The organism is Frankia sp. CcI49 (genome assembly GCF_001983215.1).
Taxonomy (GTDB): domain Bacteria; phylum Actinomycetota; class Actinomycetes; order Frankiales; family Frankiaceae; genus Parafrankia; species Parafrankia irregularis.
Genome location: NZ_MOWP01000051.1, coordinates 1 through 24861, shown reverse-complemented (window position 1 = coordinate 24861; position 24861 = coordinate 1). Strand labels below are relative to the sequence as shown.

Sequence of the window (24861 nt, the reverse complement as noted above, 5' to 3'; positions counted from 1 at the left end):
GAAGGGAAGGTACGGCCGGTATGAGCGCAACCACGACGACGACCACCGGCGCCGCGATCACCGAGATCGAGCTTGCGATCGGCGGGATGACCTGCGCGTCCTGCGCGAACCGGATCGAACGCAGGCTGAACAAGATCGACGGTGTCACGGCCACCGTCAACTACGCCACCGAGAAGGCCCGGGTGAGCGCCCCAGGCGGCGTCGACCCGGCCGTGCTGGTCGCCCAGGTGGAGGCAGCCGGCTACACCGCCGACCTGCCCCGGCCGCCGGCCGCGGACCTGGAACCGGGCGCGGCCGGAGCCGGAACCGGGGCCGGAGCCGGAACCGGGGCCGGCGCCGAACCCGATCCGACCCGGTCGCTGCGCCACCGCCTGATCACCAGCATCGTGCTCGCGGTTCCGGTCATCGCGATGGCGATGACGCCCTCCCTGCAGTTCACGAACTGGCAGTGGTACTCCCTCGCCCTCGCAAGCCCCGTCGTGACCTGGGCCGCCTGGCCGTTCCACCGCGCCGCCTGGACGAACCTGCGCCACGGCGCCGCGACGATGGACACACTGATCTCGATCGGCGTCAGCGCGGCGTTCGGCTGGTCGCTGTACGCCCTGCAGTTCGGCACCGCCGGGACACCGGGGATGACACACCCGTTCGAGCTGACGATCGCCCGCGGCGACGGCACCGGCAACATCTACCTGGAAGTCGCCGCCGGCGTCACCACCTTCATCCTCGCCGGTCGGTACTTCGAAGCACGGGCGAAGCGACAGGCCGGCGCCGCGCTGCGCGCACTGCTCGAACTCGGCGCCAAGGACGTCGCCGTCCTGCGCGACGGCGCCGAGATCCGGATCCCGATCAGCCAGCTGGCCGTCGGCGAGCGGTTCGTCGTCCGGCCCGGCGAGCGGATCGCCACCGACGGCGTGGTCGACGAGGGATCCTCGGCCGTCGACGCCTCGATGCTGACCGGCGAGTCCGTCCCCGTCGAGGTCGCCCCAGGTGACACCGTCACCGGAGCGACGGTGAACGCCGGCGGACGTCTGATCGTGCGTGCCACCCGCGTCGGCGCCGACACCCAGCTCGCCCAGATGGCGAAACTCGTCGAGGACGCCCAGACCGGCAAGGCCGCCGCGCAGCGGCTCGCCGACCGGATCTCCGGCGTGTTCGTGCCCGTCGTCATCGCTCTCGCGGCTGCCACCCTGGCCTTCTGGCTCGGCGCGGACGCCGGCCCGGCCGCCGCGTTCACCGCCGCGGTCGCCGTACTGATCATCGCCTGCCCCTGCGCCCTCGGGCTGGCCACCCCAACCGCGCTGCTGGTCGGCACCGGCCGGGGAGCACAGCTCGGCATCCTCATCAAGGGGCCCGAAGTACTCGAATCCACCCGCCGGGTCGACACGATCGTCCTCGACAAGACCGGCACCATCACCACAGGACGCATGAGCCTGGTCGGAATCCACGTCGCCGCCGGCACCACTGACACCGCCGGCACGGCCGACACCGCCGGCACCGCCGAGGCGGACGAGACCGAGGTGCTGCGGCTCGCGGGGGCGCTGGAGAACGCCTCCGAACACCCGATCGCCGCCGCCATCGCCCGCGGCGCCCGCGAGCGCGTCGGCGATCTGCCCGACGTCGAACAGTTCACCAACCTGGAAGGACTCGGCGTCCAGGGCGTCGTCGACGGGCACGCCGTCCTCGTCGGACGACCGGCACTCCTGGAGAAGTGGAGCCAGCCGCTGCCGCCCGACCTCGCCGCAGCCAGAACCACCGCCGAGACCGCCGGCCGCACCGCCGTCGGCGTCGCCTGGGACGGGAAGGCCCGCGCCGTCCTCGTCGTCGCGGACGTCGTGAAACCCACCTCGGCCCAGGCCGTCGCCCAGCTCCGCGAGCTGGGGCTCACCCCCGTGCTGCTCACCGGCGACAACACGGCCGTCGCCCGCACAGTCGCCGCCGAGACCGGCATCGGCACCGGCCCGGACACCCTCATCGCCGAGGTACTGCCCGCCGACAAGGTCGACGTGGTCAAACGTCTGCAGGCGCAGGGCAAGGTCGTCGCGATGGTCGGCGACGGCGTCAACGACGCCCCCGCCCTCGCCCAGGCCGACCTCGGCCTCGCGATGGGCACCGGCACCGACGTCGCCATCGAGGCCAGCGACCTGACCCTCGTCCGCGGTGACCTGCGGGCCGCCGCGGACGCGATCCGGCTCTCCCGCCGCACCCTGGCCACCATCAAAGGCAACCTGTTCTGGGCCTTCGCCTACAACCTCGCGGCCCTGCCGCTGGCCGCGGCCGGCCTGCTCAACCCGATGATCGCCGGTGCCTCGATGGCGTTCAGCTCGGTGTTCGTCGTCGCGAACAGCCTGCGGCTGCGCCGGTTCGCCGCACAGGTCGACGCCCCACCCGCCACGACGGCACCCATCCCCCGACACCACCGAGACGAAGCGGCGTCGACACCCACCGAGATCGCCGGACCGGCCGGGCTACCCGGACAGCTCCAGCCTTCCCACCGGAAAGATCTTCGAGACCCTCGCCGCCTGCCGTGAGCGGAGCTACCGCTCAGGACACCGACTTACCGCTCAGGACGCCGATTTACCACTCAGGACGCCAGGAAACAGTTCGTCACCCGGCGCAGGCAGTAACCCGGCCTGGCACGCGCGCCCGCCTGTGCGACATCCCGGTGGGGACGGCCGGCGATCCACAGGCGTTCGCCCTCCACCGACGTCCAGTGCCACAGCAGGCGCCTGCCGAAACGATTCTGTAGCGGCAGTCGGGCAAGGGGCGCGGCGCCTGTCGGGAAGGTGGGCCACCGGCCCTGTGCGCGCAGCACGATCACGTTCCGGTCGGTGACGACGACGATCCGGGGGCCGATCACGTGGTAGGTGAGCGCGGGCCACAGGAGGATGTAGAGCACGACAAGCCCGAAGAGGAGCAGGGGCACCGCGATGACGACGCCGTAGCCGAAGATCATGAAGAGGCAGTAGGCGACCCAGTAATAGATCTGGTAAGCGGCCTCGGGCACCAGAAGGTAGCCGACCACAGCGAGCGTGTAGCCGAACAAGGGCACCAGAATGCGCAGGTACGGTGTGCGCGTCTGGGCCATGAACACCTGACGGATTTCTTCGCCGGGTTCCAGGTAGGGCCGCACGCGAARGGCGATCTTGTTGTCCATGGCCATCTCGAGGTTGAGCGTAAACGCGTTTCGGCCGGAATGCAGCCGGTGTTCGGCGGGCGAGCGTCGTGGCCGCGCATTCGACCGACAACCGGGCCTGTCGGCATCGGGCAGACCGAGCGCCCGGCAGAGCGGCACGCGCCGGGCTGCACGTTGGTCGAGGCTAGAATCCTGATGTGGAGAACGCCATTGCCTCCCCGAGCGGGGTGGCCGCCCGCATCGCAGCGCGGACAGCGGCCGAACGGCGACGGCCCGACTACGCCAGCGAGGTCACCGCACTGATCGAGGCGGCCCGCAAGGTCATCGACGCCAGCGGCACGGCGGCGAAGGCGCGGGTGGCCGACATCGTCACCGTGGCCGGCCTGTCCAACGACGCGTTCTACCGGCACTTCCCGTCGAAGGACGCCCTGGTCGCCGCACTGATCGAGGACGGTGTCGAACGGGTCGCCGCCGCCCTCGCCCGCCGGATGGCCAAGGAACCCACGGCCGAGGGCAGACTCCGCCAGTGGCTCGACGCGGCGCTCTCCCAGACCGACGAGACCCAGGCCGCGTCCACCTCGGCGATCCTGTCGAACAGCGCCAACCTCAACACCGGCTTCCCCACCGGTGACCACAGTGCGAAACGGCCGCTCGCCGAGCTCCTCCACGAACCTTTCGCGATGCTCGGCAGCTCGACCCCCGAGCTCGACGCCGAACTCGTCACCCACGCCGTCTACGGAAGAGTCAGCGGCCATCTCAGAGCCGGTACCCGCCCCACCCCTGACGAGGCGGAACGCCTCCTGCGGTTCTGTGTGTCCACGGCGCTCGATGGCAGACCGCCGGTATAGGCGGGCGATAGGTCCCCGCCACCGGTGAACCGTGGTCAATCCCGTCGCGCCGGGGGCGTGCTCCAGCGCTTCCAGGACGGGGCGCACCCTCCAGACTGTGGTGATGTTCAGACTCGGGCCGGGAAAAGGGACAGGAGCTCGAGTTTCCGGACCTTGCCGGATGCGGTCAGCGGGAACTCCTCGACGAACCGCCACCGGCGTGGAACCTTGAAGTGCGCGATGCCTTCCGCCGCGAACTCGGCCAGTTCTTCGGCGGTCACGGCGCCGGGTGTGGTGAGCCGGACGACCGCGGCGACCTCCTCGCCCCACCGGTCGCTGGGCACGGCGAGCACGGCGACGGAGTCGACGGCCGGGTGGCGCAGCAGGGCGTCCTCGACCTCGATCGGGTAGATGTTCTCGCCGCCGCGGATGATGACCTCACGGGTCCGGCCATGGATGCGGACCACGCCCGCGTCGTCGAGAGAGCCGACGTCGCCGGTGCGCAGGAAGCCGTCGGCGTCGAAGACCTCGTCGGTCGCCTTGGGCATGTCCCAGTAACCGATCATCGTCAGCGGCGATCGGACCCGGACCTCACCGATCTCGCCGCGGCCGACGACCTGCCCGCCGCCGTCGACGATGCGCAGGTCGGTGTGCGGGATCGTCACGCCGACGGTGGTCGCCACGTGATCGGCGTCCCCGGCCGGGTCGGACTGGGTGACGATGGGGCACTCCGACTGCCCGTACCCGACGGAGACGGTCGCCCCGTGCGCCTGCAGCCGCTCGACCAGCGACGGCGGCACGCTCGCCCCGCCGAGCCCGACCGACCGCACGGTGGTCAGCGCCTCGTCGAAGCCGGGGGTGTCCAGCAGCGCGTAGAACATCGTCGGCACCCCACCGGTGCGGGTCGCGCCGGTGGCCCGCATCAGCGCGACCTGCCTGACCGGGTGAAACCGGGACATCGCCACGTAGCAGCCGCCGGAGGCCAAGGCCGCAAGCACGATGACCACCGACCCGCCCACGTGGTGCAGCGGAACCGGGTTGAGCCAGACGTCCTGCTCGTCGGCGTGGAACGTCCGGGCCCGCAGGTGCCCGGCGTTGAGAGCGGCACGGTGACTGAGCGTCGCCCCTTTCGCCCGGCCGGTGGTACCCGAGGTGAACTGGATGAGGAACGGGTCCTCCGGCAGCACCACGGGCCTGTCGGCGACGGAGGGCGTGGCCACGTCCTTCGCGACGCCGGTCAGGTCGACCGCCTGACAGCCGAGCCGCGGGCGGACGAGCTCGGCCGCCCGCGAGCGCAGGTCGACACCGCGGTTGTCCGCCCCGGCGAACAGCAGCCTCGGACTGGCCAGGGAGAGCGCGTGGGCCACCTCGCCGTCGGTCCAGGCCGTGTTGAACGGGACGAGCACGGCCCCGGCGAGCGCGCAGGCGTACTCGACGATCACCCATTCCGGCCCGTTGGCGGCCCACAGCGCGACCCGCTCCCCCGGCCGGGCGTTGCGGCGGATCTCGGTCGCGGCCGCCTCGGCAGCGCGAAGAAGCTCACTGTAGGTGAGGCTGTCGAGCGCGGCGGGGTCGTCGTCGACGGCCCAGACCAGCGCCGGCCGGTCAGGCTGCCCGGTGGCCCGCAGCCGCAGCTGGTCACCGACAGTGCGGTCCAGCAGTGCCTCATCGGCCCGCGCCGGGACGGCGGACAACGCCCCCCGGGCCGGGGTCATGACGCTCCCAGGCCGGCCTCGGCGCCGGCGTCAGAGCCGACGCCGAGCACCCGGGCGGCGTTGTGGCGGAGGAACTTCGGCCAGACCATGTCCTTTAACGGGACGCCGTCGAGCTCGGCGAAGGTGCGCTCCAGCTCGATGCCGAACGGGTAGTAACCACCGTAGATGACCTTGTCGGCGCCGCGGGTGTTCGCGTAGTCGATGATCGCCGCCGGGTAGTGCCTCGGCGCGAACGCGGTGGTCGAGTAGTACAGGTTCGGCCACTTCAGCAACAGCTTCACGGCCAGGTCGACCCAGGGCTCGGCGCCGTGACGCATCACGAACACCAGCTCGGGGAAGTCGTAGCACACCTGGTCGACCCGCTCGACATGCTGCGGCGCCATCGGGATGCGAGGCCCCGGCACGCCCACGGAGACGAACACGGGCAGGCCGAGTTCGACACAGGTCGCGTAGATCGGGTAGGCGTGCCGGTCGTCGATCGGCACCTGCGGCGACAGGCCCGACGGGAACAGCGTCACGGCCCGCAGGCCGTGTTCCGCCACGGCGCGGCGGATCTCGCGGACCGCGCCCATGACGTCGTTCGGGTCGACGGCGAGCGAGCCGGCGAAGCGTTCCGGGTGCTTCACCAGCGCGGTCCTCGCCGTCTCGCTGGTGATGTTGACCAGGGCCAGCTCGATGCCGTGGGCGTCCATCTTCCCCAGCGTCTCGTCGATCGCCTGCTCGTCGGAGACCTCGTCGGGCCGGTTCGCCGGCATGCCCTTGAACATGTAACCGATGGTGTTGTCCGCCCGGCCCGCGTCGCGCAGCCCGGGGATGGACGGGATGTTGCTGGTGGAACGGAAACCCATCAGGGTGTCGATCACCTTGATGTCGCGTGGTCGGGTCATCGGCTGGCCGCCTGTCTCGCGTCGTCGGCGTCGGGAAGCGTGAACCGGGCATGCGCGGGGTCAAGGCCACCGAACACGGGCTGGCGCCGCTCCCGCCAGCTGCGGACACCCTCGGCGAAGTCCGCCGAGGCCAGCGCCGCCTCCAGGTAGGCGTCACCGCGGGCGACCGCGGCCGGCAGCGTGGACGTCAGGTCCGTGTAGGTCTGGCGCTTGACGACGCCCATCGCGGCCGGCGAGCAGCGCGCGGCCAGGCCCGCCGCGTACTCCTGCGCCGCGGCGAGCAGGCCTGTGTCCTCGGCGACCCGGTTCACCAGACCCAGCCGCTCGGCCTCGGCGGCGCGGACCAGCCGGCCGGACAGCAGCAGGTCGTTGGCGACACCGAGCCCGACGATCCGGGGCAGCAGCCAGGTCATGCCCAGCTCGGCGATCAGTCCGCGGCGCACGAACGCGGTCGCGAACTTCGCCGACGAGCCGGCGAACCGCACGTCGCAGAACAGCGCCAGCTGCAGGCCGACCCCGAAGCAGGCCCCGTTGACCGCGGCGACGACCGGCTTCGCGATCGTCATCGCCGCCCAGTAGGTCGGCCGGGCCGCGTCGATCTCGTACGAGCCGGCGTTGGTGATGTTGTCGAGGCTGCCACCGTCGGCGCCGACGCAGAAGTCCGGCCCGGTGCCGGTCACCACCAGCGCGCGCACCTCGGGGTCCGCCGCCAGCCGGTCCAGCGCGGCGAAGAACTCCCGCCCCAGCCCGGGAGTCCAGCCGTTGCCAGGCGGCCGGTCCAGGCTGACCGTGGCCACGCCGCCGGCGACCTCGACCCCGACCGTGCCGTCCTCGGCCCACGGCGACCGGCTCGGGAACGGGGCAGCACCAGCCGCGCCAGCCGCACCAGCCGCACCAGCCGCGCGACTGGTCGTGGCTTCCGGCGGCATGCTTCCCGCCGCGATGGCCGCCTCCTCCGGCGCGGTGGTCTCAGGCCCGGTCACGAGGCAGCCCCGGCGGCGCCTGCCCGGCGGTCACAGGCTGAGGAGCGCGGCGGAGTTGTCCCGCAGGATCCGCCGGCGGGTCGCGGTGTCGAGGCCTTCGATCTCCTTCTCGAACTGCAGCGGCTCGGCGAGACCCTCGGCGTGCGGCCAGTCCGAGCCGAACAGGACGTGGTCGGCGCCGATCAGGTCGATCAGGTCGCCGATGTCGTCCTCGTAGTAGGGAGCCACCCACACGTGCCGTTTGAAGGTCTCGACCGGGTCACCCGAGAAGCCCTCCGGGGACTGGTTCGCGTACTTCTTCATCAGGCGCAGCAGCGGCCTGACCCACGCGGCGCCGTTCTCGATGCTGACCGCCCGCAGCCTCGGGTGGCGGGCGAACACGCCGTCGACCACGAGGCTGGCCATCGTGTCCTGGATGGCCCGGTCACCGACGACGATCTTGGCGAGGACGTTCGTCTTCCCGAACGCCTCCAGCCTCGCCGAGCCGCCCCACATCGCCGACATCCGGTGGTAGCCGCTGTCGCCCAGGTGGAACGCGACCGGCACGCCGGCCTCGGCGAGCCGGGCCCACACCGGGTCGTGCGCGGGATGGCCCAGCGACCGCCCGCCGGACCCCGTACCCGGCGCGGGCACCGGAGCGGGCCGGACGTGCACGATCCGCGCGCCGAGCGCGAGCACCCGCTCCACCTCGGTGACGGCGGCCTCCGGGTCGGCCAGCGAGATCAACGGGACCGCGAACAGCCGGTCCCGGTAGGCGTAGCCCCAGTCGTCCTCCAGCCAGCGGTTGAACGCGTGCAACGACGCCATCGTCGCCGGGACGTCCTCGCGCAGCGCCTCCTCCACCCCGACGCCCAGGGTCGGGTAGAGCACCGCGGCGGCGAGGCCCTGCTCGTCGAGCCGGCTGACCCGCGCGTCCCGGTCGCGGTACTCGGGAGCCAGCGGTTCGAGCTCCATCAGGGTCGCCCGGGTCACCCCCTCGGGCATGACACCGCGGAAGTAGAGGTCCAGGCAGCCGGGCTTGGTGACCGGGTTGAACGTGGGGTTCGGAATGAACTGGCTCACCCGCCCACCGAGCACCATCACGACCCGCCTGCCCTTCTGCAGCATCTGCACGCCGCGCTGGGTGAACGCCGGGTCGAGATGGCGGGTGAACGCGTCGAGCGGCTCGTAGTAGTGGTTGTCGGCGTCAATGGGCCACAGGTCAGTCACCGCGGGATTCCTTCCGTCGCAGTACTCGGCCATGTACTCGGCCGTGCGGATCAGGGCGCCGGCCGGAGATCCTCGAAGGCCGGGGCGCGTTGTTCCCGCTGAGCGCTCAGGCTCTCCAGGCAGTCGTCCGGGTGGTACATGCCGGCCTGCCACAGCGCGACGAGGTCGAGGCCGTCGTCGACCGCGTGGTCGCGGGCGTGGTTCAGGGAGTGCTTCGAGCCCCAGACCGCGAGCGGGCTCTTCGCGGCGATCTCCCGGGCGATCTCCGACACTCCGGTCAGCAGGGCTTCGTGGTCGTCGAACACCGCGTTGACGAACCCGACGGACTCGGCGCGGGCGGCCGGCAGGCGCATTCCCCGGTAGGCCATCTCGCGGGCGACGCCCTCGGGCATGACCTTCGGCAGCCGCTGCAGCTGGCCCACCTCGGCGGTGATGCCGATGTTGGTCTCCTGGACCAGGAAGAACGCGTCCCTGGTGGCGTAGCGCAGGTCGCACGCCGAGACCATGCCGAGGCCGGCACCGACGCAGCCGCCCTGGATCGCGGCGATCACCGGGACCCGGGCCCGCTCCAGCGCGGTGAACGTCTCCTGCAACAACCGGATGCCCTGGTACAGCACAGCCCGCTTGCGGCCGGGCTCGTCACCGCCGCCACTCGCGCGGAACATCCCGCCGTCGAACACGCCGAGGTCGAGACCGGCGCAGAAGTGCCGGCCGGTGGAGGAGATCACGATCACCCGGGCACGGGCCTCACGGTCGATCTCCTCGACCAGCGTGCGCAGCTCCGCCCAGAACGACGGGATCAGCGAGTTCTTCCGCTCCGGCCGGTTCAGCCGCAGATACGCGACCCCGTCCTCGTAGCGGACGTCGAAGCAGGTCAGGCTCATCCCACCGGCTCCTCGACGGGCTGCTTGAGCTTCTCGATCACCGGCGCCCAGGCCTCGGGGTCGTCCGCGTAGGGCACGTTGAGGCGCAGGCCGGTCACGAGTCGGCCGAACCGGTCCCGGACGACGTCCGCCAGGCTGCCGGCGTCAGCCACGACCGCGAGCGTGTGCAGGATGTCGTCGTCCACGAGGCCGGCCATCTCCTCCCAGCGCTGGTCCACCGACAGGCGATGGGCCTCGCCGTGCAGGTCGCCCCAGCCGTGGTGGTCGAGAACGGCGCGGTAGGCAGGCGTCGAGGCGTAGAAGGCAACCTGGCGGCGCACCCGGTCGATCTCGGGCTCCAGGTCGGCGCCCGCCGGGCCGGTCGCGAGCAGCACCGGCAGGCACACCTCCACCGCACCGTCGGCGCGACCAGCCCGCGCGAGGCCGCGACGCAGCGCCGGCAGTGTCACCTCCGCCAGGTAGGAGGGGCTGGTGAACGCGTGGCACATCAGCCCGTCGGCGACCTCGCCGGCGACCTCGGTCATCCGCGGGCCGACCGCCGCCAGGAACACCCGCGGCGGCCCGAACGGGTTCGGGCCGGGCTGGAACAGCGGGTTCGACAGCGTGTGCCGGTAGAAGGTGCCCTCGAACCGCAGGCGGCCACCGGGCTGCCAGCTCTCCCAGATCGCCTGCAGCGCGAGCACGAACTCCCGCATCCGTGCCGCGGGGTGCGACCACGGCATCGAGAACCGGCGGGTGATGTGCGCCTTCACCTGTGACCCCAGGCCGAGGATGAACCGCCCACCGGTCAGGACCTGCAGGTCGTTCGCGACCATCGCCGTCGTCATCGGGTTGCGGGCGAAGGCGACGGCCACGTTGGTGCCGAGGTCGACATCCGCCGCACCGGCGGCCAGCGCGACCGGCAGGAACGGGTCGTGCGCCGCCTCCGCCGCGAACAGCCGGTCATAGCCCACCGACGCGGCGAGACCCGCGCCGCGCGCCGCGGACTCACGGTCCGCGAGCGAGTGCGGCAGCCCTCCGTCAATCTTCACATCGACTCCAACATCATTCCAGATGGCGGATCTCGATCCAGACTTCCTACATCATTCTGGTTAGCACCATATGATTCTGATATGACGAACGCAATCGGTCGTCCGAGCCGGGTGGCGACCCGCATCGCGGCCCGGACGGCCGCGGAGCGTCGCCGCCCCGACTACACGGCCGAGGTGTCCGCGCTGATCGACGCGGCGCGGCACATCATCGAGACGACCGGCACGGCGGGGAAGGCACGGGTGGCCGACATCGTCGCCGCCGCCGGCCTGTCGAACGACGCGTTCTACCGGCACTTCCCGTCGAAGGACGCCCTGGTCGCGGCACTCATCGAGGACGGCGCCGAACGCGTCGCGGCGGCCATCGCCCGCCGGATGGCCGCCGAGCCGTCCGCCGAAGGCAGGATCCGGGTGTGGGTCGAGGGGACACTGGCCCAGACCGACGCGTCGCAGGCCGCGTCGACCGCGGCCGTGCTGTGGAACAGCAGCACCCTCAACTCGTCCATCCCGACGGGAGACCACGCGGCGAAGATCCCTCTGGCCAGGCTCCTCCACGAGCCGTTCGCCAGCCTCGGCAGCACCACCCCCGAGCTCGACGCGGAACTCGTCACCCACGCCGTCTTCGGGCGGGTCGGTGGCCATCTGCGAGCGGGCACCCGGGTGACTCCCGGTGAGAAGGAGCGACTCCTGAGGTTCTGCCTGTCCACGCCACTCGACGGGCGGCAGCAGGCCTAGCGCCCGGCCAAGGAGGAGATGGCTTGCCCACGTCCCCGTTCACGTCTCCGTTCGCGTCCACCCCCGAGCAGGATGAACTGCGCCGCACGGTGCGTACGTTCATGGCGCAGAAGTCGCCGGAGGCCGAGGTCCGGCGGCTGATGGCCACGACGACGGGCTACGACCCCGCCACCTGGGCCAGCCGCGGACACCACCTCGGCCTCGTCGGCATCCTGGTACCACCTGAGCTCGGCGGCGCCTGGGGCGACCTTCGTCGAACTGTCCATCGTGCTGGAGGAGATGGGGCGCCGGCTGTTCTGCGGGCCCTACCTCTCCACCGCCGTCCTCGCCGTGACCACCCTGCTGGAGTCCGGCGACGAGACCGCACAGCGACGCTGGCTGCCCGGCATCGCCACCGGGGACACCGTGGCGACTCTCGCCCTGACCGAGGACGACGGGCGGTGGGACGAAGGCGGAATCACCGTGACCGCGGCGCCGGACGGGACGGGCTGGACGCTCAGCGGAGCCAAGCAGTACGTCCTCGACGGACACACCGCCGACCTCGTTCTGACAGCCGCCCGCACCACCCGGGGCGTCTCACTGTTCGCCGTTCCCGGTGACGCTCCCGGAATGTCCCGGACACCGATGACGACGCTCGACCAAACCCGCAAGCAGGCGCGGATCGAGCTGAACGACGCCCCGGCGACACTCATCGGCGCGGACGGTCACGGCTGGCCCGTCCTCGAACGCGTCCTCGACGCCGCCGCCGTGGCGCTCGCCGCCGAACAGGCCGGCGGCGCCCGGTTCGCCCTCGACATGACAGTCCAGTACGCCAAGGACCGCATCCAGTTCGGGCGCCCCATCGGCAGCTTCCAGGCGATCAAACACAGCTGCGCCGACACGATGCTGGAAGCCGAATCGGCCACGTCGGCGGCGCGCTACGCCGCCTGGTGCGCGACCAACCACGACGACCTGCTGGCCGAAGTCAGCGCCATCGCCGGCACCTACTGCTCGGACGCGTACCTCCACGCCGCGTCGGCCTGCATCCAGATCCACGGCGGCATGGGCTTCACCTGGGAACACCCGGCGCACCTCTACTACCGGCGGGCGGCGTCCTCACGACTCCTCTTCGGCGCACCCGACCACTGGCGAAGTCTGCTCGCGGACCGGATCGGATCCTGAACGAGTACGAGGCGGCCCCGGACGGGCAGAAAGGCGCGATCCTGCGCCGGGAGAACCTGTGCTCGGCGCATATCGTGGAGTGGCGTAAAGCCCGTGAAGCGGGCGCGCTGGCGGGCCTGTCGAAACCGAAGGGCCGCCCACCGGTCGCAGGGCCGCGGGCTGGTGGCGCTGCCTGCGCGGGATCGGCTCCGGGCGCGGCGGAGCCGGGCTTTCCCGCGCCTGGTGCCGGCAGTTCTTCGACCACTACAACAACCACCACCGCCACTCCGGGACCGGTCTGCTCACCCCGACCGTCGTGCACCACGGCCAGGCCGACACCGTCCGCCAGGCCCGCGCCAGCGTGCTCGACGCCGCCTACGCCGCACACCCCGAACGGTTCGTCCGCCGACCCCCGCCCCCACCCGAGCTTCCCAAGCCCGCGTGGATCAACCGACCCGACGACCAGGACACCGACCGGCAGGCCAACTAATTTCCCGAAGATCCTGACCCAAACAGCTTGAGGGATTCCTCCGCACAGGTTAAAGATCAAAATCAGCGGAACCACTACCGGCGGATCCGCGTCAGATGGGAGCGGATCAGGTCGGGGCCGTTTCCGGGCCACCATTCCCTGTTCCAGGCACATGCTTCGGACGCCTGGGAAAGGGGAGGGCCAAGAAGGGGAACTCACCCAAACCGCGGATATTCTGCGCGCCAATATGCGCCCGGAGACGCGCTGCTGAATTTCCCTGGCCCGGGTCGCCGCCCGTCGTAACATCGCCGCGCGGCCTGCTGCCCCTCGGTAGCTGCCGTCCGTCGCCACCCATACGGCTACGGACTAGTCGAAGCGCCTGGCGACATGGTGATGACCCTGGTCGGTCGACCTGGCTTGGACCTGTTACGAAAACCGAGCTGGTGATCCTGGCCGGAGCCAGGATGATTCCCCATGTCTCCGGTGAGAGCCCAGGGCGCTCGGAAACCGACAAGAGAGAGCAGCAGTGAACCAGAGCATCGAACGTGAATCAGCAGGCATCACCCGCGGGCCCGCCCGGCGACGGCACCGGCTCCTGCGCGGGATGGCGACCGCGGCACTCGCCACGACGATGGGGGTGAGCCTCGCGGGGGCGGCGCTCGCCGATTCACCCCAACGCGCGGCGCTCGGAGAGGGCCGTCCCACCGAGCATGCCTGCATCACCGCTGACGGGACCAATCTCAACGAGTTCTTCCACATCAGGCAGCAGATCATCGGTCCCCCCACCTGCCGTACCGCCGTCGCGGGTGAACCGTGGGTCCGCATCGGACCGGGGTGGGTCACGGCGGCCAGCGCCGCCACCGCGGTCTACCCCGCCGATTACACGCCGACGAAGCCCAACCCGATCGACGACTTCAACTCGAAATTCCTCCGCGCCCGCTTCGTGGTGGACATCGGCACGCCCCAGGAGAAGTCGTTCGTCTTCGGTCGGAAGGCGCTGCGTACCGGGTTCTTCACGGAGGACGGACTTCCGTTCTCCCAGCCTGTCTCGCCGCCGCTCAGACCCCTCAGGGTCGGCCAGCACACCTCCACCGTCTTCCTCACACTGCGGGCCCGGCACTGCGACGGGCTGGGTACGGTCCCGGACGAGAACTGCCTGCCCGCTGGCGAGTTCGCATACACCGGGAACACCCCCTTTGAGGTCGTTCCGCGACCCGTCCACTAGGGACACACAGCATACGGACGTCGCTGCCCCCGCCACGAAACGTCACACGGCAGGGCTGTCCAGATCTCTCCTCGCCCACGCGGTCGGCTGCCCGGCAGCCATCTGTGACGAGATCAAACAGAGGACAGTTCTGACCAGCCCCGGCCACCAGGCCGGCAGAGACGACCGGGGCTTTGGAGCACGAGTCGCGGCTCGATCATGATCCACCGCTGCCCGGCTTCGACGGCAGTCTCGTACGAGGGTGGAGCGGGGCGACGAACCGCTAAGGCTGCAGTTACAAGTCGTCCTCACATCGCTTTGGATGGCTGTTGCATCGGCGGAGTCCGCTGTGCCGCGGCTGTCGATCAGTCGTGATCGACAGCCGCCGACGTCGTACCTGTCCACCGGTTCCGGCGGTGTCGGAGTTCGCGGGGTTTCGGTTCCCGTCTGAGATGATCGTCCTGGCCGTGCGGTGGTCGACCGCACGGGACACATAGGTCCAGCGGCCGGAGACTTGACATACGTCTCATCCACGAACCACCTCTCGCCAGGCCAGTGTCCCGAGATCACCGTTCGCCCGGTCTCTACGAGGCTCCTGGTCAGGGACGATGCCCAGTGAGCACCCGGCCAGCAACCTCGCCCGACGGATCGAACACACGTTCCGTAGACCTGCCGGGTCCGAACGGCACCGCCCGCATGGTGACCGTGATCGTGGGAACCGTCGTCGGACTCGCCTTCCTCTTCGGCCTCGGCAACGTCGCCACGCTCGGCATCCGCTTCGGGGTCCCGACCTACGTCGCGATCCTCGTGGCACCCGCAGTCGACCTCTCGCGCAGCTCTTCCCGAGGAGCCCCGGAGGCTGGGCGTTATGGCCTGCGGGGTGGGGTTTCTTCGGGTCCGATCGCCCAAACCGGAGGTGCGCAGAGTGGATCGCCGGGGCCTTGAAGAACGCGGTCAGCTGCGCCTTACGCCCCGGTGAGGATGAACGGTGCCCAGTAGCACGGGTGCGAAAAGGGGCGCTCGTCCGGGGGGCCACCGAGCATCAGGTTTGTGTAGGCAGGCAGGAACTGGGTCTGACCCTGCTCGATCCTCGCTTCGTATACGGCGGCCAGCGACGCGCGGGTGCTGTCGCGAAGCCAGAGCTGAGCGTCGCGCAGGGCCGCTGCGGGGTCCGCGTCATGGCCGGTCAGGTTGTCGTAGAACCGCTGCATCAGCAATGCGGTGCTCCGGTCTTCGACCGCCCACAGGCTACTCACCACCGCCGCGGCGCCGGCTTGAAGGAACACGTTGATCAGGCCCTCGGCCTCGTCCCACGACAGACTCAAGTCCACCATCCCCGTGTCGCAGGCCGAAAGGGAGACCAGCCGGACGCTGCGCAGGTCCTGGCGGAGGATGTCTTCGAAGGACAGCCCGCTCTCCTGGAGGCGCAGGACTGGCGGTGGCGTCCAGGCCATGCGGAACCTCGCCCCTGTCAGGGCCCAGTCCGCCCCGTGGCACGCGAGGTGGACGATGGGCGCGGCAGGCATGCGTCGCAGCAGCTCCGTCCGGGTCGCCCGCCCGTCCAGCAGCGGGCTCGACCCCAGGGTGGCGGCCACCATGTCCAGCTCCTCCGGGACATTCGGCAGCGGCGGCAGAGAGTCGTACCGGCTGACGCCGGCGACGAGCGCGGGCCCACGCGCCGCCGGACGGTCACGGCGCCGCGCCGCCAGGGCAAGTGCGTATGCGGATGGGATGTAGCTCACCGTCAGGTCGTCGAGGAGGCACCACGGCGCCGCGGTGTCTCGCGGTGCCGCCGCATGGATCGGGAGAAACTGCAGACCTGCTGTCGGGATCACCACGATGCTGGATGTTCCGAGCTCACGCAGCCGGTCCCGCAGCTTCCCTGCGACGGCCTCCCACAGCTCTCCGCAAACGTCGAGGACCCTGTCCTGCCACAGTTCCCATTCGCGCAGTCCGTCGTTGCGCTCCGTGTATGCGGAGAACCATCCGGGCGCCGCCTCCTCCCCGGCGAGCCACTGGAGGACCGCCGCGTTCGTGAGCGACGGGAACGCCAGCACGTTCTCGGGTGCTACATGCTCATCACCGTGGGCCACGATGAACACCGCTCCGCCGGTCGGGCTGAGCAGCGGCACGACCAGCGCGGTTCCAGGTTCAGCGGGGGACATCGCGGCCACTGTCAGGTGTTCCGGCTCTCGTGCCGGCTGGACGCGCGGGATTCGCTCCACCAGGCTGGCGAGCTGCCCTCGCAGGACCCCCAGGCGCCGAGTGTCCTGCGAGTCGTGTATGCCGCCGTACTGCGCGGCTTCCAGCTCGCGGATCTGGCTGGTCAGGCGCGTCAGCTCGGCGCGTTCCCCGGCAGTCACGCCCGTGTCCCCGCTCAGGCCGGCGCCCTCGGTCCAGCGCAGCGCGTCGGTGAGTAGCTGGGCCTTGCCGGATTCCAGGGTCGTGAGGGCCTCGTCGAGCCGTCCCAGCTGGAAGTAGCAGTAGGCGAGGCCGCTCGCCAGCCCTGCCAGGCTTCCCTCAGGGCGGAAGCCGGCCGCTGCCGCGCGCCGACCGGCCACAGATCTGGCCTGGCCCACGGACGACCGCGCAAGTGCCAGCGCATCCTCGAACCGTTCGAGCGCCTCGTCCCAGCGCCGCTCCCGCAGGAGAAGGTGGCCAAGGAAGGCCAGCGCCTCGCGCCGGTCGGCCGCGCGCTCCGGCCCGGTCAACGTGTCGACGGCCGCCTCCAGCCGCTCGATGGCCACGTCGATTCCACCGGTGGGAAAACCGAGCGCGAGCCGCGCCACTGAGACCTGGATGCGTGCCCAGCCGGCGCGGTCCTCGTCCATCCTCATGAACGTCAGCGCCTGGAGGTAATGATCGATAGCCTTGTCGAGGACGTCCTCACCGTCGGTGTCGGCGCAGTGCTCACCGTAGTAATCGCCGAGAAGCACGTGAACCCGCGTGGTCTTGCGCAACGAACCGTTCCGTGTATACGCCGTCATCGCCCTGTGCAGGCAGTCCGCCGCGTTCTCCCCGGCCACCGCTTGCTGGGCGCCTCCGGCGCGCAGCAGTGTCGCGCCGATCTCGGTCTGGGCGTCGGCCCAGAGGTCCGATCCCTCCCGGCCTTCGAGCCACCGCGACGCCTCACGGAAAAGGCTAAGCGCGATACCTATGTCCATCGGCCCCAGGCCGCTACCCACGCTCCTGTCCCGGTACGCCCGGCCACGGGCAAGGCGGGCGGCGACACGTAGTTCGGTGTCGCCCTCGTCATCGATCTCAAGTGAGTCGGAGTGCTCCAGGACCTGGCTGAGGTTCTCCTCGTGCGAGCCCAGAACGCGCCGGTCATACGCTATCGCCAGCCGCGCGCGAATACGGTCATGGTTGCGGACGAAGAGGAAGTCCAAACGGACGTCAGCTGGCTTTGCGCCGTCATTCAATGGCCGCTTGTACACGAGCCGCAGTGCCTCGGTGTAGCTGGCGATGGCCAGTTCGACATCATCCGCGCTCACGGGACGCGATCGGGCGAGGTAGGCGTCGCCAAGGCTGGTCAATGCCTCGATCGCGACCGCCTGGGCGCCGACGTCTCTCGCCCCGTCGAGCAGCTGGGCCGCCTTGCATAACGGCGACAGCGCCGCCGTCGGGCCCAAGCTGTCCAATCGCTGACGACCCCGGCGTACGAGCACAGCGGCTCGTACGGCCCGGTCACGCAACATGGTAAGACTCGACGAGCCGCCACCCCGCCTCACCCGCCGGGGCGATGCTGGAGATGCGTTCAAGCGCCCTGAGCGCCCTGGTGAACGCCGCCGGCGTCAGCGGTTCCAGGCCGAACTCCTGGCGCTGCCGGTCGGTCTCGGCCCGCAGCTCCCCCTCCGTCGCGGCCTTGTCGTCGCGGTCGGCGGCAGCCTGGGCGAAGGACCAGAACACGCTTGCCTCGTCCTCACCGATCGCCGTCGTGACCGAGCCCATGAAAGCCTGGATGACGGTGAGGGCACCCGCGGCGATGAGTAGCGGGTTCGGACTCGCCAGTGCCGCCTGCAGCGCCACCGTCGTGGCGGAGGCAAGCTTGACCAGCTCCGCGAGGTCGACGCGGAAGTTCTTCAGCTTGAGGCTCCTGGCGCCGTCCACGCCGCCTGGCGCGAGCGTGATGGCGCGTTCCACCGCTTGCGCATCGGCGTCGAGATCGACGTCCACGGCGGCGAGGACCCATGGCATCACGGCCGCGGCCTCGCCGCCGGCCAGCGCGAGCATCGCGTCCTGGGCTGTGAGCCGCCCCGCCAGCAACGACCGACCAGCCTCGGACCCCGAGAGCAGCCGCACGACGGTGAGCGCCGCGGCGGGATGTCCGGAGACCTGTTCCGGGTCGCCCAGCACCGCGATCGAGGCGTCGAGCCCGACGCCGATGACGTCCCACTGATCCGGCGCAAGCTGACGCCGCAACGTGGGATAAATCCTGTTCACCGCGACCAGAACCAGCTGCGGATCGCTGCTGGAAGCAACGGTCATTCCGCCTACCCCCGACCCGTGCCCGTACGTCGGGCGGGTGTCGCCCACAGTGCATTGTGCGGTATCGCTCGGTTGGACATCAGGGTTCTACACCGACTACCGGGAAACCATCAGCCCGATCTGGAGCCGACGACGGCGTGCGGGAGCCGGGATAGCTGGCGGCTACTCATCACCCAGGTCAGGAACGCCCGCAGCGAGCGTCTCGCCTGGTCGAGGTGGGTGGCGTGCCAGCCGTCGATGTCCGTCTGGGTGAGGGTCTCCAGCCGTCCGGCCGCGCTCGTCGAGCCACGCCAGGAACAGCCGGGCCTGGGTGAACTGCTCAGCAGCGGTCTTGAGGCTGTGCGTGGTCAGCGGGCACGCGGTCGCCCGGTGGCGGAGCCGGGGAAGCTGGGACCACTTCGCCGGGAGTGCCGTCGGAGTAGCGGCCCAGGCRAGCCACCGGCAGGTGTTGGATCTCGGTACGTCGCGCTCCGGACGACGCCTTCGGTGATGCCAACGCCGAGCCGTCGCTGCCGGCGACTACTTCACCCGACGCGACCCCGAACGCGCCCTGCGCCGCCTGACCCGCCAAGCCAACGCCCTCGGCTACACCGTCCGCTCGACGCCATCCCCGAGGCCGCCTGAGCCGGGCACCGCCGTCACCTCACGTTATTCTTCGGGTCAGTATTAGGTCTGCACCAGCATCTGCCGCAGGAACGCCGCCGCGGGAATCTCGATCTCAGCGGCCCGGTGCGGTGGGAGCGGCCATCGCCTGGCGCAACGCGAGCGCGTCCTGCCCGAACATCACCCGAGGCGGTCCCCCAACACGGCGGCCGCCCCCGAGTTCCCGCCAGCCGAAGGCTCGGCGCAGGCCAGCACAATCCGCGCCCTCGCTGCCAGACACCGCGGCCCCGACGCCACCAGGCGGCCGAGCTCTGCGCGATCCTCATCTGACAACGCAAGGGCCGCAGCAGGAAGCGACCCCAACACGGTATACGACTTATGTCGGTGATCTCAGGTGCAGGGGACTAGACGAAGATCTTGCTCAAAGGCAAGCTGCGGGATGGATTGCGTAGAGCCGACCCCTCCCGCGCATGCTTTAGCGGTATCGTGATGCAGAGGCAAGGGTGGCATATACGGCATGAGGCAAGACGGGGGGAAAGATGCAGGACGGCGCGGGAATGCAAGTGCGCGTAAGCGACGGCCTTCTGTATATCGGGTTTAACGTTTACAATCTTCGCAGCATAACGCAGGTGTCTCGCGAACTCCGCATTGTTGGCTACGCTGGTATCCGGCTACAGCGAATTTCRCAGGCCTTGCCGTGGTTCATCCCTAGCTTCCTGTGGATTCTCTTCACCTCAACGTTTGGCAGCAATGAGGCTGCACCCTGGATAGTCACTCTGACCGCGGTCGTCGGCTTTGCGATTATTGCGCCAATCCTCCAGCCGAGTCGACATATCTTTGTAATGGCACTCGGGAGCGGCGATGCCCGCGTAGACGCCCTGGCTAGCCGAGACCCCGGCGCGATCGATTCCGCGGTTCATCTGATCATCGAAGCCCTGAAGTACAAAGAGGACTATAAAGTAGAAACGCTGGTCCACAACGTGATGAACATTGAAAGAATAGGGAACATTGATAACCGCGGTGGACAGGTCGGGAACAGGGTCGTGATAGGTGCCAAGGCTGCGCCTTCCGGCAGACCCGTCGGCGGCCTTGAGTGAGAGGAGTGTCAAGTCGTGGKAATCGAGTACCCGCACCGGGATGGTGAACGCTCGTCGCAGATCAATGTAGGAGATATCGAAAATTTTGACAATCGCGACGGCTTTTTTGGCATATCGTTCTATGGTGATCTCGGAAATGGGGTCAATCGCCACTCTGGCCCCGCGAACCGCTCCCACGTGTCGCCGAACGAAAACGCCACGGGGGTCGGCTCTGAGGCTGCCCGGGCGACTTCAGGGAATCCAGGCATCTTTACGGAATTGGAAATTGAGGCGCTAGCTAAGATCTATCGCGACCCACAGTCCGCCCGTGAAGTCCTAGCGCGAGCGGGTCTGCCGGTTCAACGACTGCCAGCATGGAGCGATTCACTCAGTTTTTGGCGTCGAGTTGGCGAACTGGTCGGGCATGGGGTCGTGGCACATGGCAGGCGAAAAATTCTTTCTGCCGCATGTATTGATTTCCCGGCGAACCCAATACTGGCAACTGCCCTGCGAAGCGAGAACATGAACGAGAGTTGGTGACGTCACCTTAAATGAAGCGTAAGGTGATATTACGTGAGCATGCTGCCAACTTGTACACCCCACGGGTCGCCTCGGTGGCACCGCGGGCGGCACGCCACAGCAGCCGTTCACCCCGCGCCAACCAGCAGGCGAGGAAGACCGCCGCCAGCAGATGCCCGCCCAGCATCATCGGCCCGCCGTGCACCAGATCCACACCACGCGCGGCGAGATCGCCCGCCCGGGAGCCACCCGCACCCGCATGGTGATGGCCGGGCGGAGTGGACATCGCGAAGGCCACATGCAGACAGGACTGCACCGCCACCACAAGTCCGACCAGACGCGGCGCGGTCACCCACACTCCAGCCAGCTCCCACCCGGCCCGCCAGGTCAACAAAAACCCGACAACGGTAACCAGGAGAGGCGGTGGGGGTGCGGTCGAGACCGCGTGCGCACCCATCCCGAGCAGACAGCAAGCGCGGCAAACGCACCGGACCGGAAGACACGGCCCAGCGGGGAAGCGGCCCACACCGGACGAGGCGTCGTCGGCACCGGCCAGGCATCACCCGACCGCGGGGGCACCGCGACGCCCACGGACAGAAGTGTAGAAGCAGCAAAGTCACGGCTGTCAGGCCACCCAGTCAAAGGTGGCTCGGTCTGAACCCTAACCCAAACGTCACACGACGTGACGACACGGTCGCGGTCATCGCCCAAGCACCCTGCCGCCGCTACGCTTCGCAGCCAAGGGCCGCCAGTACATCCAGGGAATCGAACCAAAAGATCAACGCCCCGACCTGGACTTCCGCCATTCGATCAATCATCAAATCTCATAGCTCTTACCTATTTGCCCAGGTCAGGGCATTATTACGCATCGTGGTGGACCTAACGCACCACAATAAGAAGCGTCTGATCTTGGTGGAGGGTCCCGAGATCGCTGTTCGTCCGGTCTCCACAAGGCTCCTGGCCAGGGACGACGCCCAGTGAGCCCCCGGCCAGCAGCCTCACCCATCGAATCGAACACACGTTCCGTGGACCTGGTGGGTCCGAACGGCACCGCCCGCATGGTGACGGTGATCGTGGGCACCGTTGTCGGGCTGACCTTCCTCTTCGGGTTGGGCAACGTCGCCACACTCGGTATCCGTCTGGGGGTCCCGACCTACGTCGCGATCCTCGTGGCGCCGGCAGTCGATCTTTCTGTCGTCGGGCTCCTCCTTGGCGCGCGCCACCTCACCCTGCACGGCGGCCCCGCCGACGTCATCCGCTCGGCCAGACTCCTGCTCATCTTCGCCAGCGCCGTGACCCTCGCCCTCAACATCGCCGAACCCCTCATCTCCGGCCACTACGGCAGGGCAGCCTTCGACGCTGTCGGGCCGCTCCTCCTGATCGGGTGGGCCGGAGGCCGGCCCTGGCCTCCTGCAAGCCATCCAGGCCACCTCCCCACACCCGACCCCCTCTCCAGCGGCGAAGAGTGACCAGCCGGGGGTGTCAGTGCCACCGGTCCAGGCCGGTGAACGGCGCCGGAAGGCGGATGCCGCATCACGTCAGGTCGAGCGGGAGGCACGTCAGCAGGATCTGCTCCACCGTGCACGCGCGGAGGACGTCCTGCACTGGCAGCTCTTTCACCGCCCCGTCTCCGCCGAGACGCTCCGCAAACAGCTTCACGTCGGCACAGGCACCGCACGCGCTCTGGTCACCCAGATACGTCAGGACACCGGGGCCGCTATCGACGGACAGCCACCACAGCCCTCGACCTCGTGACAGTTCAGCTCGTCAGTGCTGGGGAGCGGTGATGCGCGAGTGCCTCGTGTGCCGTCGCGGATGCCGCCGGGGTGTAGTCGGTGTGGACGGTGGCGGCGGTGAGCCGCGGGATGGCGTGGAACAGGGCGTGTTCGGCGCTGACGGCGATGGCGTGCGCCTGGACGACGGTGAGGTCGGCGGGTACCACGATGTCCGCTTCGGCACGTAGCTGGTGGCCGACCCACCGGAGGCGAATGGCGCCGACGGCGCGGACGCCGGATGTCCCCGTCAGGGCGGTCTCGGCTGTGTCGACCAGGGCGGGATCGACCGCGTCCATCAGCCGCTGGGCGACCTCGCGGACCGCGTCACGGAGCACCGCAAGGATCGCCACCGTGATCACCAGGCCGATGAGGGGGTCGGCGAGCTGCCATCCTGCCGCGACCCCGCCCGCGCCCACGAGCACGGCGAGGGAGGTGAAGCCGTCGGTCCGGGCGTGGAGTCCGTCGGCGACCAGGGCGGCGGAGCCGATGCGGCGGCCGGTGCGGATGCGGTAGCGGGCGACCCATTCGTTGCCGAGGAAGCCGACCAGGCCCGCGACCGCGACGGCGGGCAGGTGTGTGACGTCCCGGGGGTGGATCAGCCGGTCGACGGCCTCGTAGGCGGCCAGTCCCGCCGACGCGGTGATGACGAGGACGACGGCGACGCCAGCGAGGTCTTCCGCCCGGCCGTAGCCGTAGGTGAAACGGCGGGTGGGTGGGCGGCGACCGAGGACGAAGGCGATAGCCAGCGGGACAGCGGTGAGGGCATCGGCGAGATTGTGGATCGTGTCACCGAGCAGGGCGACGGATCCGGACGCGACCACCACGACGGTCTGGAACAGTGCGGTGAGTCCGAGGACGGCGAGTGAGATCCACAGCGTGCGCATTCCTTCCGCGGAGGCCTCCAGTTCGGAGTCCACCCGGTCGGCCGCGTCATGCGAATGTGGTCGCAGCAGATGTGACACCCGTTCTTTCAGGAACCGCACGCGCCCCGGGCGAGCGGTCCCAGAAGCAGAGTGGCTGTGACCATGCTGGTGGCCGCCATGGGTGTGACCGTGAGCGTGAGCGTGGCCGTGTTCGTGGGATCCATGCAGGTCGCCCGGGCCCGCCGGGTGACACTGCCCCTAAACGCCGCCGGACGACAAGACGTCCTCGCCCCTGTCGCGGGGCTGGTTACCGGGGGCGGAACCCGTCGCGGGTGAGTCGGCCATGCGCACAGCATTACACGAATGAATCATCGCGGCGATGACGCAGGACTCGACTTCTCTCACCTGCAAATAATTCGCACCTCGACATTTACCGCAGGTGCCGAACCTTCGCTTAGCAAGGCCCAGCTATCGCCTTGCTCTCGCAGTTGCGACCTCATGCCCGTCGGGGGAACAGGTCTTGGTGTGCTGTTCTTCCTGCCTCTGCGATGTCTGGGAAGATGCCCGTGCTTGTCGAGTAGGAATATTCGGTATCGGTGCCGGGTGCGTCGGTTACACGGCCCATGTCGTCACGACCATGTCAGGAACCGGGGCCGCTGCGCTGGCCGCCGTGGGGGCGGGAAAATCATGGGCGCGGCCGTCCGGGACGCCGGTGTCACTGAATCGCCCCGGCATGTCCGGAGGCTCATGCGTTTGAGTGCTCGGACTTGATCAGAATATGTTTCTGCTGGTAGACGRCCTCGAGGTCGGCGGGCGGCAGGTCACCGCAGGCGGTGTGGATACGGCGGTGGTTGTACCAGTCGACCCACTCGAGGGTGGCGACCTCGACCTGGCCGGCGGTYTTCCACGGCCCCCGGGGTTTGATCAGCTCGGTCTTGTACAGGCCGATCACGGTCTCAGCGAGGGCGTTGTCGTAGGCGTCGCCGACGCTGCCGACGGAGGGATCGACACCGGCGGCGGTGAGTCGTTCGGTGAAGGCGATCGAGGTGTACTGGCTGCCGGCATCGCTGTGGTGGACCAGCCCGGCCAGCGAGGTGACACCTTCGGACCGGCGGGTCCACAAGGCGTGTTCGAGGGCGTCGAGGACCAGGKTCGTGYGCATGGTGGACGCGGCCCGCCAGCCCAGGATCCGMCGGGCGTAGGCATCGACGACGAACGCCACGTAGACGGTGCCCGACCAGGTCGGCACGTAGGTGAAGTCGGCAACCCAGGTTCGGTCGGGAGCGGGCGGGTCGAACCGGCGACCCACCAGGTCCGCGGGAC

Annotated in this window: 18 protein-coding genes and 4 pseudogenes; 10 read left to right on the top strand and 12 right to left on the bottom strand. The window is 69.4% G+C overall.

Annotated features, from left to right (window positions below; genetic code table 11):
* The first annotated feature begins 20 nt into the window (after positions 1–20).
* On the top strand, positions 21–2528 hold the full coding sequence (locus tag CcI49_RS37915; RefSeq protein ID WP_241840515.1) for a heavy metal translocating P-type ATPase: 2508 nt from the start codon (positions 21–23) through the stop codon (positions 2526–2528).
* A 53-nt stretch (positions 2529–2581) separates the two neighbouring features.
* On the opposite strand, the gene CcI49_RS37910 is transcribed toward CcI49_RS37915, so the two are convergent.
* Complete coding sequence (locus CcI49_RS37910) at positions 2582–3154, bottom strand: hypothetical protein (protein WP_241840513.1); 573 nt, start codon at positions 3152–3154, stop codon at positions 2582–2584.
* A gap of 176 nt (positions 3155–3330) precedes the next feature.
* Here CcI49_RS37910 and CcI49_RS37905 point away from each other — a divergent pair, with 176 nt between their 5' ends.
* Entirely contained in the window at positions 3331–3981 is a 651-nt protein-coding gene (locus CcI49_RS37905; protein ID WP_076834475.1) for a TetR/AcrR family transcriptional regulator, read from the top strand.
* 107 nt (positions 3982–4088) lie between these two features.
* On the opposite strand, the gene CcI49_RS37900 is transcribed toward CcI49_RS37905, so the two are convergent.
* Genes CcI49_RS37900 through CcI49_RS37875 form a run of 6 tightly spaced genes read right to left on the bottom strand, consistent with a single transcriptional unit; the run spans position 4089 to position 10669 of the window.
* Positions 4089–5675, bottom strand: a complete 1587-nt coding sequence (locus CcI49_RS37900) for an AMP-binding protein (RefSeq protein WP_076834472.1) — start codon at positions 5673–5675, stop codon at positions 4089–4091.
* Positions 5672–6562 carry an amidohydrolase family protein gene (locus tag CcI49_RS37895; protein WP_054564659.1) on the bottom strand — a complete coding sequence of 297 codons (891 nt, stop codon included), beginning with the start codon at positions 6560–6562 and terminating at the stop codon, positions 5672–5674. Before CcI49_RS37895 ends, CcI49_RS37900 begins: the two co-directional genes overlap by 4 nt.
* Positions 6559–7545 (bottom strand): enoyl-CoA hydratase-related protein, encoded by a 987-nt coding sequence (locus CcI49_RS37890; protein ID WP_198955746.1) that lies wholly within the window; start codon positions 7543–7545, stop codon positions 6559–6561. The genes CcI49_RS37895 and CcI49_RS37890 overlap by 4 nt, the downstream gene beginning before the upstream one ends.
* Before the next feature lie 30 nt (positions 7546–7575).
* On the bottom strand, positions 7576–8754 hold the full coding sequence (locus CcI49_RS37885) for an amidohydrolase family protein (protein WP_083749964.1): 1179 nt from the start codon (positions 8752–8754) through the stop codon (positions 7576–7578).
* Between the two features lie 50 nt (positions 8755–8804).
* Positions 8805–9638, bottom strand: a complete 834-nt coding sequence (locus CcI49_RS37880; protein ID WP_076834468.1) for an enoyl-CoA hydratase-related protein — start codon at positions 9636–9638, stop codon at positions 8805–8807.
* Positions 9635–10669, bottom strand: a complete 1035-nt coding sequence (locus tag CcI49_RS37875; RefSeq protein ID WP_076834466.1) for a TIGR03617 family F420-dependent LLM class oxidoreductase — start codon at positions 10667–10669, stop codon at positions 9635–9637. The genes CcI49_RS37880 and CcI49_RS37875 overlap by 4 nt, the downstream gene beginning before the upstream one ends.
* Before the next feature lie 81 nt (positions 10670–10750).
* Here CcI49_RS37875 and CcI49_RS37870 point away from each other — a divergent pair, with 81 nt between their 5' ends.
* The 5 genes and pseudogenes from CcI49_RS37870 to CcI49_RS43950 form a co-directional block, all read left to right on the top strand.
* Positions 10751–11401 (top strand): TetR/AcrR family transcriptional regulator, encoded by a 651-nt coding sequence (locus CcI49_RS37870; RefSeq protein WP_076834464.1) that lies wholly within the window; start codon positions 10751–10753, stop codon positions 11399–11401.
* Positions 11402–11502: 101 nt separating this feature from the next.
* Positions 11503–12562 (top strand): annotated as a pseudogene (locus tag CcI49_RS37865) (acyl-CoA dehydrogenase family protein).
* A gap of 214 nt (positions 12563–12776) precedes the next feature.
* Positions 12777–12941 (top strand): annotated as a pseudogene (locus tag CcI49_RS43955) (IS3 family transposase); the annotation flags it as partial.
* 595 nt (positions 12942–13536) lie between these two features.
* Entirely contained in the window at positions 13537–14235 is a 699-nt protein-coding gene (locus CcI49_RS37850) for a hypothetical protein (RefSeq protein ID WP_131831295.1), read from the top strand.
* Positions 14236–14829: 594 nt separating this feature from the next.
* Positions 14830–15045 (top strand): annotated as a pseudogene (locus CcI49_RS43950) (hypothetical protein); the annotation flags it as partial.
* A 134-nt stretch (positions 15046–15179) separates the two neighbouring features.
* Here the strand turns inward: CcI49_RS43950 and CcI49_RS37840 are convergent.
* On the bottom strand, positions 15180–17846 hold the full coding sequence (locus tag CcI49_RS37840) for a CHAT domain-containing protein (protein WP_158230883.1): 2667 nt from the start codon (positions 17844–17846) through the stop codon (positions 15180–15182).
* A gap of 55 nt (positions 17847–17901) precedes the next feature.
* Positions 17902–18702, bottom strand: coding sequence for a hypothetical protein (locus tag CcI49_RS37835; RefSeq protein ID WP_076834458.1), 801 nt, complete (start codon positions 18700–18702; stop codon positions 17902–17904).
* A 1142-nt stretch (positions 18703–19844) separates the two neighbouring features.
* Between CcI49_RS37835 and CcI49_RS41835 the strand changes: the two genes are divergently transcribed.
* Both CcI49_RS41835 and CcI49_RS41830 read left to right on the top strand, forming a co-directional pair.
* Complete coding sequence (locus tag CcI49_RS41835; protein WP_131831294.1) at positions 19845–20402, top strand: hypothetical protein; 558 nt, start codon at positions 19845–19847, stop codon at positions 20400–20402.
* 15 nt (positions 20403–20417) lie between these two features.
* On the top strand, positions 20418–20921 hold the full coding sequence (locus CcI49_RS41830; RefSeq protein ID WP_131831293.1) for an effector-associated domain EAD1-containing protein: 504 nt from the start codon (positions 20418–20420) through the stop codon (positions 20919–20921).
* Between the two features lie 7 nt (positions 20922–20928).
* Here CcI49_RS41830 and CcI49_RS37830 read toward each other — a convergent pair whose 3' ends face one another.
* On the bottom strand, positions 20929–21252 hold the full coding sequence (locus tag CcI49_RS37830; RefSeq protein ID WP_131831292.1) for a hypothetical protein: 324 nt from the start codon (positions 21250–21252) through the stop codon (positions 20929–20931).
* Positions 21253–21877: 625 nt separating this feature from the next.
* On the opposite strand from CcI49_RS37830, the pseudogene CcI49_RS37825 reads away from it, so the two are divergent.
* Positions 21878–22655 (top strand): annotated as a pseudogene (locus CcI49_RS37825) (hypothetical protein).
* Between the two features lie 4 nt (positions 22656–22659).
* On the opposite strand, the gene CcI49_RS37820 reads toward CcI49_RS37825, so the two are convergent.
* Together CcI49_RS37820 and CcI49_RS37815 are read right to left on the bottom strand one after the other, a co-directional pair.
* Positions 22660–23766 carry a cation diffusion facilitator family transporter gene (locus CcI49_RS37820; RefSeq protein WP_076834454.1) on the bottom strand — a complete coding sequence of 369 codons (1107 nt, stop codon included), beginning with the start codon at positions 23764–23766 and terminating at the stop codon, positions 22660–22662.
* 517 nt (positions 23767–24283) lie between these two features.
* Positions 24284–24861: IS3 family transposase (locus CcI49_RS37815; RefSeq protein ID WP_076834452.1), on the bottom strand; the 578-nt coding region annotated here is incomplete at its 5' end.

Excerpts from the sequence above, each read along its gene's own strand:
- CcI49_RS37915 (WP_241840515.1), top strand. The coding sequence starts at position 21 with ATGAGCGCAACCACGACGACGACCACCGGCGCCGCGATCACCGAGATC.
- CcI49_RS37900 (WP_076834472.1), bottom strand. The coding sequence starts at position 5,675 with ATGACCCCGGCCCGGGGGGCGTTGTCCGCCGTCCCGGCGCGGGCCGAT.
- CcI49_RS37895 (WP_054564659.1), bottom strand. The coding sequence starts at position 6,562 with ATGACCCGACCACGCGACATCAAGGTGATCGACACCCTGATGGGTTTC.
- CcI49_RS37880 (WP_076834468.1), bottom strand. The coding sequence starts at position 9,638 with ATGAGCCTGACCTGCTTCGACGTCCGCTACGAGGACGGGGTCGCGTAT.
- CcI49_RS37870 (WP_076834464.1), top strand. The coding sequence starts at position 10,751 with ATGACGAACGCAATCGGTCGTCCGAGCCGGGTGGCGACCCGCATCGCG.
- CcI49_RS37835 (WP_076834458.1), bottom strand. The coding sequence starts at position 18,702 with ATGACCGTTGCTTCCAGCAGCGATCCGCAGCTGGTTCTGGTCGCGGTG.